This window comes from Sphingopyxis flava, assembly GCF_900168005.1.
In the GTDB taxonomy this organism is placed as follows: domain Bacteria; phylum Pseudomonadota; class Alphaproteobacteria; order Sphingomonadales; family Sphingomonadaceae; genus Sphingopyxis; species Sphingopyxis flava.
In genome coordinates this window covers 1-12,776 of the sequence record NZ_FUYP01000051.1, presented here as the reverse complement: position 1 = coordinate 12,776, position 12,776 = coordinate 1, and the positions used below count along the sequence as shown (strand labels likewise).

13 protein-coding genes and 2 pseudogenes are annotated in these 12,776 nt (G+C 62.2%); 11 read left to right on the top strand and 4 right to left on the bottom strand.

Annotation, left to right across the window (positions count from 1 at the left end; translation table 11 throughout):
- The first annotated feature begins 189 nt into the window (after positions 1 to 189).
- The 3 genes and pseudogenes from B5X69_RS19460 to B5X69_RS19450 all read left to right on the top strand — a co-directional run bounded on the left by B5X69_RS19460 (position 190) and on the right by B5X69_RS19450 (position 2,606).
- On the top strand, positions 190 to 1,224 hold the full coding sequence (locus tag B5X69_RS19460; protein WP_079640189.1) for an IS110 family RNA-guided transposase: 1,035 nt from the start codon (positions 190 to 192) through the stop codon (positions 1,222 to 1,224).
- A gap of 297 nt (positions 1,225 to 1,521) precedes the next feature.
- A pseudogene (locus B5X69_RS19455) lies at positions 1,522 to 1,881 on the top strand (transposase); the annotation flags it as partial.
- A gap of 305 nt (positions 1,882 to 2,186) precedes the next feature.
- Positions 2,187 to 2,606: a carboxymuconolactone decarboxylase family protein gene (locus B5X69_RS19450; protein WP_217699167.1), complete on the top strand. Its 420-nt coding sequence runs from the start codon at positions 2,187 to 2,189 to the stop codon at positions 2,604 to 2,606.
- Between the two features lie 54 nt (positions 2,607 to 2,660).
- Here B5X69_RS19450 and B5X69_RS19445 read toward each other — a convergent pair whose 3' ends face one another.
- Positions 2,661 to 3,461 (bottom strand): enoyl-CoA hydratase/isomerase family protein, encoded by an 801-nt coding sequence (locus B5X69_RS19445; RefSeq protein ID WP_176141700.1) that lies wholly within the window; start codon positions 3,459 to 3,461, stop codon positions 2,661 to 2,663.
- Between the two features lie 319 nt (positions 3,462 to 3,780).
- Here B5X69_RS19445 and B5X69_RS19440 point away from each other — a divergent pair, with 319 nt between their 5' ends.
- Genes B5X69_RS19440 through B5X69_RS19430 form a run of 3 tightly spaced genes read left to right on the top strand, consistent with a single transcriptional unit; the run spans position 3,781 to position 6,749 of the window.
- A complete protein-coding gene (locus B5X69_RS19440; protein WP_079640185.1) occupies positions 3,781 to 4,554 on the top strand; it encodes an SDR family NAD(P)-dependent oxidoreductase in 774 nt (257 codons plus the stop codon).
- 39 nt (positions 4,555 to 4,593) lie between these two features.
- On the top strand, positions 4,594 to 5,607 hold the full coding sequence (locus tag B5X69_RS19435) for a zinc-dependent alcohol dehydrogenase (protein WP_079640184.1): 1,014 nt from the start codon (positions 4,594 to 4,596) through the stop codon (positions 5,605 to 5,607).
- A gap of 2 nt (positions 5,608 to 5,609) precedes the next feature.
- On the top strand, positions 5,610 to 6,749 hold the full coding sequence (locus B5X69_RS19430; RefSeq protein WP_079640183.1) for a sulfotransferase family protein: 1,140 nt from the start codon (positions 5,610 to 5,612) through the stop codon (positions 6,747 to 6,749).
- A 436-nt stretch (positions 6,750 to 7,185) separates the two neighbouring features.
- On the opposite strand, the gene B5X69_RS19425 is transcribed toward B5X69_RS19430, so the two are convergent.
- The 3 genes from B5X69_RS19425 to B5X69_RS19415 are packed head-to-tail and all read right to left on the bottom strand — an operon-like array spanning position 7,186 to position 9,413.
- Positions 7,186 to 7,416, bottom strand: coding sequence for a biotin/lipoyl-containing protein (locus tag B5X69_RS19425; RefSeq protein ID WP_079640182.1), 231 nt, complete (start codon positions 7,414 to 7,416; stop codon positions 7,186 to 7,188).
- Between the two features lie 12 nt (positions 7,417 to 7,428).
- The gene (locus tag B5X69_RS19420) at positions 7,429 to 8,430 is read right to left on the bottom strand and encodes an alpha-ketoacid dehydrogenase subunit beta (protein ID WP_079640181.1); all 1,002 of its coding nucleotides are present in this window, start codon (positions 8,428 to 8,430) and stop codon (positions 7,429 to 7,431) included.
- The gene (locus tag B5X69_RS19415) at positions 8,427 to 9,413 is read right to left on the bottom strand and encodes a thiamine pyrophosphate-dependent dehydrogenase E1 component subunit alpha (protein ID WP_079640187.1); all 987 of its coding nucleotides are present in this window, start codon (positions 9,411 to 9,413) and stop codon (positions 8,427 to 8,429) included. Before B5X69_RS19415 ends, B5X69_RS19420 begins: the two co-directional genes overlap by 4 nt.
- A 395-nt stretch (positions 9,414 to 9,808) precedes the next feature.
- Here B5X69_RS19415 and B5X69_RS19410 point away from each other — a divergent pair, with 395 nt between their 5' ends.
- The 5 genes and pseudogenes from B5X69_RS19410 to B5X69_RS21610 all read left to right on the top strand — a co-directional run.
- Positions 9,809 to 10,123 carry a 2Fe-2S iron-sulfur cluster-binding protein gene (locus B5X69_RS19410; protein ID WP_079640180.1) on the top strand — a complete coding sequence of 105 codons (315 nt, stop codon included), beginning with the start codon at positions 9,809 to 9,811 and terminating at the stop codon, positions 10,121 to 10,123.
- Between the two features lie 99 nt (positions 10,124 to 10,222).
- Entirely contained in the window at positions 10,223 to 11,011 is a 789-nt protein-coding gene (locus B5X69_RS19405) for an SDR family NAD(P)-dependent oxidoreductase (protein ID WP_079640179.1), read from the top strand.
- 187 nt (positions 11,012 to 11,198) lie between these two features.
- Entirely contained in the window at positions 11,199 to 11,684 is a 486-nt protein-coding gene (locus B5X69_RS21615) for a cytochrome P450 family protein (protein ID WP_176141699.1), read from the top strand.
- The gene (locus B5X69_RS19395) at positions 11,573 to 12,292 is read left to right on the top strand and encodes a cytochrome P450 (RefSeq protein WP_079640177.1); all 720 of its coding nucleotides are present in this window, start codon (positions 11,573 to 11,575) and stop codon (positions 12,290 to 12,292) included. The genes B5X69_RS21615 and B5X69_RS19395 overlap by 112 nt, the downstream gene beginning before the upstream one ends.
- Positions 12,289 to 12,776 (top strand): annotated as a pseudogene (locus B5X69_RS21610) (hypothetical protein); the annotation flags it as partial. The gene B5X69_RS19395 and the pseudogene B5X69_RS21610, both read left to right, overlap by 4 nt.

Genomic DNA, 12,776 nt, shown 5'->3' with positions numbered 1-12,776 from the left:
GCCTTGATCGATCAGGTGTTCATGGACTGCCCATGGTATGGCAGTCGGCAGATGGCCCGTCATTTGCAACGCATGGGCCATGCGGTTGGCCGCCGCCGGGTGCGGCCTGTCAGTAATTATGGGATGGCCCGCCCCTTTCCCCCGGCGTCGGATATGATGCCGGTGCTTGAGAAAGGAAGGAGCGAACCGATGTCTATTGTGATCCTTGGTGTTGATCTGGGCAAGAATGCTTGCAGTGTGGTGGGCGTTGATGCGGCCGGCGCGGTGGTCCTTCGCAGGTCAATGCGCCGCCAGACACTGATCGACTATGTCGCCAAGCTTCCGTCCTGTGTGATCGCGATGGAGGCGTGTTGCGGCGCCCATCACCTGGGACGCTTGTTTGCCGCGCGCGGACACGAGATCCGGCTGATGTCGCCAGAATACGTTCGACCGTACGTCAAGGCCCAGAAGAACGATGATCGCGATGCCGAAGCGATTGCAGAAGCCGCCTCGCGACCGACAATGCGCTTTGTCGACCTCAAGAGCGAGGAGCAACTTGATCTGCAGACCCTGCACCGGGTGCGCTCGCGGCTGGTAGCCGAGCGAACCAGCTTGATAAACCAGGCGCGCGCGATACTCCTCGAGCGCGGTATGATCTTTCCGGCTGGGCGCCGCAAGCTCGAGGCAGGCCTTGATGTCTTGCTGGCAGATGGCGCAGACGCTTGTCTGTCTCCACGTATGCGTCAGCTGGTCGGTGAACTGCGCGCCGAATGGCAGGTGCTTGATGCACGGATCGAAACCCTCAACGGCGAGTTCGTCGAAACGGCTCGGCACGATGAGACGATGCGTCGGCTGACGTCGATTCCCGGCATTGGGGTGTTAAATGCAACCGCGCTGGTGGCGGCAGTGGGGAACGGGAGCGGTTTTAACAAAGCGCGCGATCTCGGGGCCTGGCTGGGCCTTGTCCCCCGGCAATACAGCACCGGCGGCAAGGCACGCCTGTTCGGCATCACCAAGCGCGGGAACAAATATCTACGCACCTTGCTGATCCACGGAGCGCGGGCAGCCTTGCCGTCATTGTCGCAAAGCGACACGCCGATCGGGCGCTGGCTCAAGGCGATGATCGAGCGAGGCGTTCACCGCAATGTGGTTGTCGTGGCGCTGGCCAACAAGCTGGCGCGGATCGCCTGGGCAGCGCTGCGCAAGGACGTACGTTTTGAACACAGCTATCCCGTAGCGGCATGAACCAGATCGGCTGCGTGCTCGAACGCGCGTAGCCCACGGAAGTTTGCAGGAAGGATCGAAGAGATGGCCTGAGAGTCGATCGGCGTTTGTAAAGCCCGTCGCACAAAATGGCAGTCAATGCCGAAGTAATTATTGTGGCTCCAGACGCGCGGATGTCCATCTTGGCCATGGGAGATCCCATGAGACCGCATACGTTGACGCAGACTCCTCAGAACACCGTAAAATCCTCTTGCAAACGGGGCGGGCCATACGTTTTGTGCGTGAGGCCATATAGATGGAAAAGAAAGGACTCATCATATGGCAATCGACAAGGAAGTTTTGGATCAGTTGCTGGCGGGGCGTGATCCGCAGGAGCTATTTGCCAAGGACGGGTTGATCGACGAGTTGAAGAAAGCGCTGTCGGAGCGGATGCTTTTGGCGGAGCTGGACGATCATCTGGCATCGGAAGCCGAGGCCGGCGGCGATAATCGACGCAACGGCAGCTCGAAGAAGACGATGCTGACCGGCTCGTCGAAGGTGACGCTGGATATTCCGCGCGACCGATCCGGCACCTTCGATCCGAAGCTGATCGCGAAGTATCAGCGGCGGTTCCCGGACTTCGATACGAAGATCATCTCGATGTACGCACGTGGGATGACGGTGCGTGAGATCCGCGGGCAGGGCGCTGGTATTTCGAACGCAGGCGCGAAAAGCACTGGTACTCTGCCGATGTGCTCGAACGCCCTCATCCACCGTTCCAGCTTTGGAAGAACTTTCCGGATCAGCGGTCGCACCTGCCGGGCGATTTTCCGACCTGGGCAAAGTTCTGGGAGGCAACGGAACCAGGCGCCCTTGCCGCTATTACACGCCAGCCATGAACGGCATGATTGCACCAACAATTTTCGAGTGACGACCGCTGCGGAATGGCAGCTTTATCGCCGGGACGGTCCATTGCCTGATACAAACAAGGCGGGAGACAAATCGTGGATGACGTGACTGAAAAGGGCCTGGAGGTCTTTGCGGAACTGATGGGACCGCAAGCGGGCGAGCAACTGCGCATGGCGCTGCAGTCTTCCGATTTCGGTCAAGCGATCGGCAGGATGGCGACGGACTTCGTTTTCGGCAGCGTCTGGGCGCGCGACGGGCTCGAGCGCAAGCAACGCAGCTTGGTTGTGATCGGCGTCCTCATCGCGCAGCGCCAGTTGAGCGAGTTGAAGAACCATGTCCGCATCGGCCTGACCAACGGCCTGACAGTGCGCGAGATTGAGGAAGCCGTGATCCAGGCTTTGCCCTATGTCGGCTTTCCGGCGGTGGCGAGCGCCACCAGCGCCGTGGTCGAGGTCTTGCGCGAGCAGGGCCTCGACACGAACACCCGCACCGCCGAGGAGCGTGGCATGCTGTGACGCCCTGCGCGTCGTCGCGATCGTTGCCGCCCGCAAAGGGGCAGCGGCCACCGGCTATTCGTCGATGAACGAAGGCGGGCGCTTCTCGAGCATGGCGCGCACGGCTTCGGGATGGTTGGGCGATTCCCATGACCGCGTTTCGAGCCGCAGCATCTCGCCCATGTAGCGTTTTGCCTTGTCGACAAGATCGAGATTGAGCGCCAGCTTGGTCGTCTGGACAGCGCTGGGCGACTTTTCGAGGAAGCCCGACACCCACTTCGCAACGCTGGCATCCAGCTGGTCGCGCGGGACGGATTGCGTGACGAGACCCTTGGCCGCAGCCTCCTTGCCGGTGAGCGCGAGGCCGGTGAGCAGATGTCTGCGCGCCTCGACGACGTTCAGCAGGCTGGCCCACAGCAGCGCACCTCCGTCACCGGTGGCCAGCCCCACGCTGACGTGCGGATCCGCAAGGTTTGCGTCGTCTACCGCGACCGTGATGTCGCCCGCCAGCGCCAACGTGAGGCCGAGGCCCATCGCCGCGCCGTTGATCCGCGAGACGATCGGTTTGGGGCATTCCAGCATTCCGACGATTATCGCCCGTGATTCGGCCATCCCCAGTTGCCAGCGCGCCTTGTCGCCCCAGTGATCGAGCATCTCGTTGAGATTGCCGCCAGCCGAGAATGCACGGTCGCCCGCGCCCGTGAACACGACGACCCGGACGCGCGGGTCACGGCCCGCGACCGCCCAGATCCGGGTCAGTTCCTCGTGCATTTCTGCGGTCATGCTGTTCAGCGGCGGACTGTCCATCGTGACGGTCAGCACCGCATCCTCGAGGGTGACTTTCAGCGCTGCGAATTTGGTATAGTCCACCGCCACGTCCATCTCCTGATCAAGCTGCCGTCGCCTTGCCGTCGGGCGGCAGGCGTTGCAAGCGGGCATGGCCCCCACCACGGGGCCAAGCGATGTCCGTTAGGGGAAAGGCCGGCCGCCTGCCGCCATGGCCGGGCGTCATATCTTCCATGTGATCCGTGATCGCAGCCGGTTGCCAGTATCGCCGATTGCCCTCATTTGCGGATCATACTCGTGGTTGGAAAGACAGGATCTGCGGCTGCGCAACAGAACGAAGGCGGGAGAGCTCGATGATGAATGTCATGGTCAACCCTGAGCGCCCGGCGGTCATTGCAGGCTCGCCCGCATGAAGATCAAGGCCGGCCAGGTTGCATTGGTCACCGGCGGTGCCAGCGGGATCGGTCTGGGCATGGCGACCCGCTTTGCAGAACTCGGCCTGAAGCTTGTCCTGGCCGATCGCGACGAAGATCGTCTGGCGTCCGCTGCCGCGCAGTTCGAGCGTGAAGGCGTGACCGTTCTTGCCGTACCGACCGATGTTTCGGATCCGTCGGGCATGGAGCGCCTGCGCGATCTGGTCTGCGAACGGCTGGGAACGGTCGACATCCTTTGCAACAATGCCGGCGTGGTGTCTCCCTTCCGCCCATTGTGGACCAATCCGCTGGAGGACTGGCAGCGGGTGGTCGACGTCAACATGTGGGGCGTCATTCACGGCATCCGGATGTTCGTGCCCGCCATGGTCGAGGCGGGGCGAGGTCATGTGGTCAACACCGCATCGATGGCGGGCCTTGGCGTCATACCCTCGAACGGGATTTACAACGCCACCAAGCATGCCGTCGTTTCGTTATCCGAAACGCTGCGAGCCGATCTTGACGGCGGCGGCCATGACATTGGCGTGACGGTCTTGTGTCCCGGCCTTGTCGAGACCGACATCAACAGCGATCCCGCGATCGCGGCGCTGATCCCCGAAGGTTCCGTTTTCCTCAAGCCTGACGACGTTGCCCGGCAAGTCGTGGCGGCGATCGAGCGCAACCAGCTCTATCTTGCCACGAACGCGGGGTCGGATGCGCTGATCCGCATGCGACAGGACCGGGTGATGCAGGAAGCCGGGCAACCGCTGTGACGGACTATCGGCCATGAATTTTGAACGAGGAACCATGTGATGCGCGCACTGCTTTACAAGGCGCCGGGTCAGCCACTGGCGCTGGAAAACATCCCCGATCCCGAGCCGGGCGAAGACGAAGTCGTCATCCGCGTGGCACGGTGCGGTGTGTGCGGAACAGACGCCCACGCCACCAGCGGGCACGGCTTCCCCATGCCGGCCGACAGCCAGCTTGGCCATGAATATGGCGGCGAAGTCGTTGCCGTGGGCAAGGCGGTCGATCGTTTCAAGGTGGGTGACCGGCTTTCGGCAATGACCGTCGTCGGTTGCGGGCATTGCGAAGGCTGCAAGACGGGCATCGACCTGCTCTGCACCAACGGTTTCAAGGGCTATGCCCACGGCCTGGCCGAATACGCCCGCGTCAATGCGCGGGGCGCGACCAAGCTGCCCTCGACAATGAGCCTTGCTGACAGTTCGCTGGTCGAGCCGATGTCGGTGGGCGGTCGCGCGGTGCGTCTGGCCAACCCGTCCAAGGACAGCAAGGTGGTGATCATCGGACCGGGACCGATCGGTCTGTCAGTGCTGTTCTGGCTGCAGCGGCGCGGTGTCGAGAACGTGGTCATGCTCGCCTCCAGCGGCCGGCGCAAAGGCCTGGCCGAGAAGATGGGCGGCGGACAGTTCGTCATAGAAGGCGACGATGCGAAGGACGAGATCTATTCGATCCTCGGCGGCGCGCCCGACATCGTATTCGAGGCGGCAGGCGTTCCCGGCGTGATCGCTCGGGCCATCGATCTGGTGCGCGGGCAAGGGCTGGTGATTGGCCTCGGCTTCTGTCTCGAGCCCGATACGATCATACCGGGGATGGCCATGATCAAGGACGTCACGGTCCGTTGGTCGACCATTTTCACGCGAGATGATTTCGCGGCAAGCGCCGACGCCATCGACCGCGATCCGGACCTCGCCCGGGTGATGGTTACCGATGCCGTGGGGATCGAGCAGGCGTCCGACGCGTTCGAGGAATTCCGCAAGGGAACTGGCGTGAGCGGAAAGCTCGTAATCGATCCGTGGGGCTGACGATGACGGCGCAATCCTGGCAATCCCGGTTCGACGAACTGCATCAGCGCGCGATCGATCAGGCCGGCACGACCGATTTCGGTGACGATGGGTACCACGAAGGATTTCGGGTGCTGCTGAAATCGCTGGACGACGAAAATCCGCAGGGAGGCCGCATTGCGGTCGCCGAAGGTGTTATCGTTGCTGCCCTGGTCGCGCGCCTGCAGGCCCAGGCCGAATGGAAGGCCAATCCGCAATACCGTTCGCGCGAGATCAAGGCGCCTCTGATCATCATCGGCGTGCCGCGGACCGGAACCACAGCGCTCTATAATCTGCTCAGTCAGGACAAGCAGTTTCAGGGCTTGGAGAAGTGGATCTGCGACGCCCCGCTGGTGCGGCCTGCGCGCGAAACGTGGAATGACCATCCGCAATACCAGGCCAACGTCGCCATGTACGAGCAGCTGATGGCCATTGCCCCGCAGGCAATGATTGCCCACGGCGTCCGCCCGGACGACGTGGACGAGTGCATCGTGCCGATGGCGCCAAGCTTCATTTCCAATGTCTTTCCGTCACAGCTCGATCTTGACCAGTATGACGAATGGCTGATGACGGCGGATGAAACCCCGTCCTATAGCCGTTACAAGGACGTTTTGCGGCTGGTGGGCCTGAACGACGACCGGCGCTGGCTGTTGAAGAACCCCAGTCATGTGTTCGGCATCCATGCCCTTCTGGCGGTGTTCCCGGACGCGTGCATCGTCCAGACGCATCGGCATCCGGCCGCCTCGCTCGCCTCGCTGACCAGCCTGCTCAACAATTTCATGGAGCCGTTCTTCGGCGAGAGCATCGATTGCGAGCGCCGGCTGAAGCGCGAGGCGAAATTCTGGGCCGAAGGCGTGCGCCGCACGATGGAAGCGCAGGATAGTCAACCCGACCGCTTCGTGAACGTTCTGCAAAAGGACATCCGCGTCGACCCGCTGGGCGTGGTGCGCAGGATCTATGACAAGTTCGGGCTGGACCTCACGCCCGATGCCGAGGCCGCAATGCGCGCATGGTCGCTGCGCGAGGCCGAGAACAGCCCGGGCGAGCACAACTACGACAAGATTCCGGTGGACAGCCCGATGCTGGATGAGTTCAAGCCCTACATCGAGCGTTACGGGCTCTGATCTGCCGTCGATGAACTTGGAGGCAAGGCCTGGATCTCACCACGAGATTCGGGCCTTGTCATTTGCGAGGGTGTGCGGTGCATCGGGGATCGGCACGTACGGCCCCGATGTGCGAGTTCGACGCGAAGAAAACCGGCGCTGGCCCTGGCCGTTCGTTGCACCCCAAATTCGCGGGGCACCGATGTCAGGAAGGACGGCACTTCGCGTCACGCGTGCGATCAATGCCATCGGCGCGGCCAGGGGCGCCCCTATCCAGCGCGACGCGGAAATATTTGCGGCAGCAGCGGTGCGGGCGGCAATCCGGTATCGAGCGCTTCGTTCAACGGTTATGGCAGGCGGAGCGCACAGCCATCGGGATGCCTGTCGCCGCCGCCGGGTTGCCTGCCCGCATATCGCGTGAGGCAACCGACGACGCGCGCAAGTTGTGAGTTTCCGATTACTCGATGATGCCGAGGACGGTTCCGACCTCGTACGTTTCGCCGGGTTCCTTCAGTATCTTGAGTGTGCCCGAGGCGGGGCTGTCGACCTCGTTGGTCGACTTGTCGCTTTCCAGCGCGAAGAGCGGCTGGCCTTCGGTCGCCTGAGCGCCATCGGCCACCAGCCATTCGGCCAACGTGCCCTCGTTCATCGAGAAGCCGATCTTGGGAAGAAGAATTTCCGTTGCCATGGGTCTGGCCTCCTACTTCGATAGAGAGATAGCTGCTTCGGCGATGCGCGCCGCGGTCGGGGCATAGGCATCTTCGAGCGGTTTGGAGAATGGCACCGGAGCATATGGCGCGCCGAGCCGGGCCACGGGGGCCTTGAGCTTGCCGAAGAACTCGGACTGGAGCGTTGCGGCGATTTCCGCGCCGACGCCGAACTGGGTCACCGCCTCGTGGACGATCAGGCAGCGCCCGGTCTTGGCGACGGACGCAAACACCGTTTCCTTGTCCCACGGAGAGATCGTGCGCAGGTCGATGATCTCGGCCGACACGCCCGCGGCATCCATTGCCTCGACTGCGCCCAGCACTTCGTTCAGCACGCGCGAATAGCTGATGATGGTGACGTCGGCGCCTTCCTTCACCACCTTCGCCTTGCCCAACGGCACGACATGGCCTGTCTCAGGTGCCTCGCCCGGGGTCCAGTAAGCGGGCAGGTTCTCGATGTAGAGAACGGGATCGGGATCGTCGATCGCGGCCCGCATCAGGCCATAGGCATCGGCGGCGTTGGACGGCGCGACCACCTTCATGCCGGCGGTGTGCGCGAACCACGCTTCGAGATAGTCGCAGTGCTGCCCGCCAGAGGAAAAACCGGTGCCGGTCATCGTGCGGATCACGATCGGTACGTGGGTCTGGCCACCCGACATGAAGCGCAGCTTGGCAGCATGGTTGACGATCATGTCCATCGCCACGGTGGTGAAGTTCATCAGCATGATCTCGGCCACCGGCTTGTAGCCGACAAGGCTGGCGCCGATGGCGGCACCGATGATGGCCTGTTCGGCGATCGGCGTAGAGCGGACGCGGGCGTCGCCAAAGCGCGTCGAAAGCCCCTTGGTTACACCGACTACGCCGCCGTCTTCGGGATCCGCCACGTCTTCACCCAGGACGAGGACCGTATCGTCGGCCGCCATGGCATCGGCAATCGCGGTGTTGATTGCCTCGAGGATGGTGATCGGCTTGGTCTTTGTTGCGGTATCGCTCATGCCGCCACTCCTTCAGCGTAAACATCCTTGGTAAGTTCATCGAACTCGGGGAAGGGCGAGGCCAGCGCGAACTCGACCGCTGCGTCGATGTCGCTTTCGACTTGGGCTTCGATCGCGGCAAGCTCGTCTTCCGATGCGATGCCCTCGGCGATCAGCCGGGCCCGGAAGATCGGCACGGGATCGGCGTCCATCGCAGCCTTTTTCTGGTCCTTGTCCATGTAAGCATCGGAATCGCCGAACACATGGCCGTGAAATCGGAAGGTCATCGCTTCGATCAAGGTCGGCCCTTCGCCGGCCCGGGCTCGCTCAACCGCCTCGCGTGCAGCAGCATACATCTCTATCGGATCATTGCCGTTCACCCGCACGCCAGGAATGTTGTAGGCTGCGCCGCGATCGGCAATGCGCGCTACCGAAGTGGCTTTTTCGTAGGCGGTGTGTTCGCCGTAAAGGTTGTTCTGGCACAGGAAGATGACGGGCAGTTTCCATACCCCGGCCAGGTTCAGGCTTTCGTGGAATGCGCCGATGTTCGAGGCGCCGTCGCCAAATGTTGCCACGGTCACCCGGTTGTTGCCCGAAAGCTGCGACCCCCACGCAATGCCGTTGGCGATCGGCATCGACGATCCGACGATGCCGGTGGTGACCATAATGCCCTTCTTGGGATAGGTCAGGTGCATCGGGCCGCCCTTGCCCTTGCAGGTGCCGTCGACCCGCCCTGCAACCTCTGCCCACAGGTCGTTCAATGGCATGCCCTTGGCAAGCATGTCGTGAATGCCGCGATAGATCGTCACCCAGTAGTCGTCGTCGGTGAGCGCCTGCGCCATGGCCGACGGAATGATTTCCTGCCCGCGATAGCTGTAATAGGGCATGACGAGACGGCCGGTCATGATGACCTTGCGGCTCCTCTCGTCGTTTGCCTTCAGCAGCGCGGCCCGCTTGTAGATTTCCAGCTGGGTCGCGCCGTCCGGAGCGTAGTTGCTCGTCATGCTCTTGATCCTCCAAACGACAAGCCGCACCTTGGGGCCGACATTGCGCCCCCTGGTGCGGAAATGCGGCCAAGTCCGCCATTCGTACCGTCGCGAATGCCAAGCGGTAGGATGGATGTCTAGGCACTTGGCAAGCTATCTCATGGCTGATGTTTTGCGTTCACCTTCTACGCTTTCTTGCACTTCGCGCGCGGCCATCGGAAAGCTTGCGGAAATGTTGGAGCAGGATTGCGACGAAACCGGCTGCGGCCCCGGCATCAAGGCTTGGTCCAAGCGCGCTATGTAGTGGATGCTTGCCAACTGTCGGGCGGATGGGCCAGTACGTCGCGAATGCGTGCCGCCCAATTGGCGTTTCGCGACGCAGATCCCGAATTATGGTTTTAGAAGGAACGGAAATGGCGAAGTTGATTGTGACGGACCGCGGCGGCGAGGAGAGATCGATCGAGGCTGCTGGAGGCACGTCGGTCATGGAAATCATCCGCGACAACGGGTTTGACGAGCTGTTGGCGTTGTGCGGCGGGTGTTGTTCATGCGCAACCTGCCACGTCTACGTGGACAACATGGCAGACAAGCTGCCCACGATCAGCGAAGACGAAAGCGACCTGCTGGACAGTTCGGATCATCGTACCGAGCGCTCGCGCCTGTCGTGCCAGATCACCTTTGACGATTCGCTGGATGGTCTGAAAGTGACCATCGCTCCCGAAGACTGAGCAGGCCGCGCGTAAGGCACTGCCTCCTGAAGAAACCAAGCCGTCGACCAAGGATGCGCGGAGGCATCGGGTCCGATTGGGAAAGAGGAAACCGGAAATATGAGCAAGCTTGCTGGCAAAGTCGCCATCGTGATGGGCGCGACGCGTGTCGGAAACATGGGCCAGGCCATCGCCAAGCGCTTCATCAAGGAGGGTGCGACCGTGGTTGTCTCGGGCCGGTCGGCTGACGGGCTCGAAGCGTTCGTTGCCGAGCACGGTGGAACCGCGATCGCGGCCGACGTGTCGAACCGCGATGCGGTCTTCTCGCTGTTCCAGCAGACGCAGGAAAAGTTCGGTCGTGTCGACATCGCGGTGAACGCCGCCGCCACTCCCCAATACGGCCCCTTCGAAGAAATGACCGAGGGCGAGATCGACGAGATGTTGTCGATCATCTTCAAGGGCGGGATCTGGTTCATGCAAGCAGCCATCCCGGCGCTGAAGGCCGTCGGCGGGGGTGCGATCATCAACGTGACTTCGGCGGTCGCGGACATCATGTTCGAAAACCACGCTGCGTACATGGGGGCAAAGGCCGGCCTGAACCACGTGACGCGGACCGTGGCCAACGAATTCGGCAAGTTCGGCATTCGCGCCAATATCCTTGCGCCCGGCCTTACCGTGACGCCGATCCTGAACAACCAGTTCCCGCAGGCGGTCATCGACCGGTTCGCGCAGGAATATCCGCTCGGTCGGATCACCACTGTTGAGGATGTGGCCGACACCGCGCTTTATGTCGCAGGCGACGAATGTTTCATGACCGGGCAGACGTTCCACGTGAACGGCGGTCTGACGCTGCGTCGCAATCCGACGACCGAGGAAATCCACCAGGCTGCGGCTTCGGCCCTGTCCTGAGGTATTGGTCCTGAGGCAACGGTCCTGATGCACGGGCCAACGCCTGAATTGAACGAGAGGATGGGTCGATGAACCTGATCAGCACTATAGTTGCTCAGCCGGATCATGTCCCCGACGGACTGGTCAGGGATTTCGACCCTACAATCTGCCCGGGCTCGTCGATGGCTATACCGATGACATTTACGCGTTGTGGAAGAATGTTCAGGACACCCATCCGGACATCTTCTGGACGCCGCGCAACGGTGGGCACTGGGTGGCGACGCGCTACGACGACATGGTGCAGCTGACCACCGACCCGGGCCGCTTCTCCAGCCTCGAACCCTTCGTGCCCAAGGAAATCATCCCGCATACCGGGCCCAGCCAGCTCGACGCGTCCGAGCACGGCCCCTTCCGCAAGCTCGTTTCGCAGGCCTTCACGCCCGCCTTGCTCAAAAAGGCCGAAATCCGCGCCCGCGCGACAGCGGTCGAGATTATCGAACGGTTGCGTCCGCAGGGCACCTGCGACTTCCAGCTCGACTTCGCCGGGATCATGCCGGTGATCAGTTCCTCAATCTTCTCGGCATGTCCGAAGAGGATGCGCCCTACCTGCTCGACCTCGCCAAGCGGAACGTGCCCGGCCAGGACACGATGGAGCAGGCGGCGGCCGAAACGCACGACTACATTGCCAACTTGATCCACGACCGGCAGGTCCGGCCAGGGGATGACTTCGTCACGATGCTCGTCAACGCGCAGGTTATGGGGCGCGATCTGACACCGGTCGAGCGGCACAACGTGGTCCAGCTGGTCGTGACCGGCGGGCTTGAAACCGTCATGAACATGACCAGCTTTGCGATGGTCCATTTCGCCCGTCACCCCGAGATCCAGCACGAACTGAAGCACAATCCCGAGTTGCACGACGGCGCGATCGAAGAGATCACGCGCCGGTTCGGGACAAGCAATCTTGCCCGGCTCGCGAAGATGGATACCGAACTCGGCGGCGTTCAACTGCGCGAGGGCGATCAGGTGCTCGGCATCTTTCCGCTGAGCGGGCTCGACGAACGCGCCAATCCGGACCCGATGACCTTCGATGCCCGTAGGTCGAAGCGGCGTCACGTCAATTTCGGCAGCGGCCCGCACACCTGCCTTGGCGCGCGGCTGGCGCGGCGCGAAATTCGCATCTTCCTTGAAGAATGGATCGGCACAATGCCCGAATGCCGCATTGCCCAAGGCACGACGCCGAGGATGGCGGCAGGCCTCATCAACACGGTTCGCGGGTTCCAACTCGAATGGGACCCGGCGTGAGCCATGCCTTTCACGGAGCGACCAAGATGAAGAACTGGACCGAATATCTGGAATTGCTGGCCCCGGTCGACGAGATCCTCAAGGAAACGCCGACGCCGGTGGACGAGCAATTGCGGGCGGACCTTTACCGGCAGATCTCGATGAACCTGTCGCAGGCCTATTTCCTGCTGATGTCGACCGATCCGCGGTACCCGGAGTTCGTTCCCTATCTCAATTCCGGGTTCCTCCTTCAGCCGAACCCCGATGCGGTGTATTACGTGGCCAGCCTTGACGGCAAGGGAACGTGCCGCGTCACCGGCGAACGGGGCAACGCACCCGTGCTCGGCTTTGCGACCGGCAACAAGATGTTCGGCACCGACGGCCTCAAGATGGGCAAGGGCTTCGGCAATTGCCGAAGAAGGCCGAGGCGGAATTGGTCATCAGGATCCGGCCATAGCCGTTGCGCTTCATCGCCGCGAACGCCGGCTGGCCGACGTAGAACCCG

What these genes read in the sequence shown, in the direction of transcription:
- B5X69_RS19460 (WP_079640189.1), top strand. Translation starts at nt 190, where the DNA reads ATGTCTATTGTGATCCTTGGTGTTGATCTGGGCAAGAATGCTTGCAGT.
- B5X69_RS19440 (WP_079640185.1), top strand. Translation starts at nt 3,781, where the DNA reads ATGAAGATCAAGGCCGGCCAGGTTGCATTGGTCACCGGCGGTGCCAGC.
- B5X69_RS19435 (WP_079640184.1), top strand. Translation starts at nt 4,594, where the DNA reads ATGCGCGCACTGCTTTACAAGGCGCCGGGTCAGCCACTGGCGCTGGAA.
- B5X69_RS19430 (WP_079640183.1), top strand. Translation starts at nt 5,610, where the DNA reads ATGACGGCGCAATCCTGGCAATCCCGGTTCGACGAACTGCATCAGCGC.
- B5X69_RS19425 (WP_079640182.1), bottom strand. Translation starts at nt 7,416, where the DNA reads ATGGCAACGGAAATTCTTCTTCCCAAGATCGGCTTCTCGATGAACGAG.
- B5X69_RS19420 (WP_079640181.1), bottom strand. Translation starts at nt 8,430, where the DNA reads ATGAGCGATACCGCAACAAAGACCAAGCCGATCACCATCCTCGAGGCA.
- B5X69_RS19415 (WP_079640187.1), bottom strand. Translation starts at nt 9,413, where the DNA reads ATGACGAGCAACTACGCTCCGGACGGCGCGACCCAGCTGGAAATCTAC.
- B5X69_RS19410 (WP_079640180.1), top strand. Translation starts at nt 9,809, where the DNA reads ATGGCGAAGTTGATTGTGACGGACCGCGGCGGCGAGGAGAGATCGATC.
- B5X69_RS19405 (WP_079640179.1), top strand. Translation starts at nt 10,223, where the DNA reads ATGAGCAAGCTTGCTGGCAAAGTCGCCATCGTGATGGGCGCGACGCGT.
- B5X69_RS19395 (WP_079640177.1), top strand. Translation starts at nt 11,573, where the DNA reads ATGTCCGAAGAGGATGCGCCCTACCTGCTCGACCTCGCCAAGCGGAAC.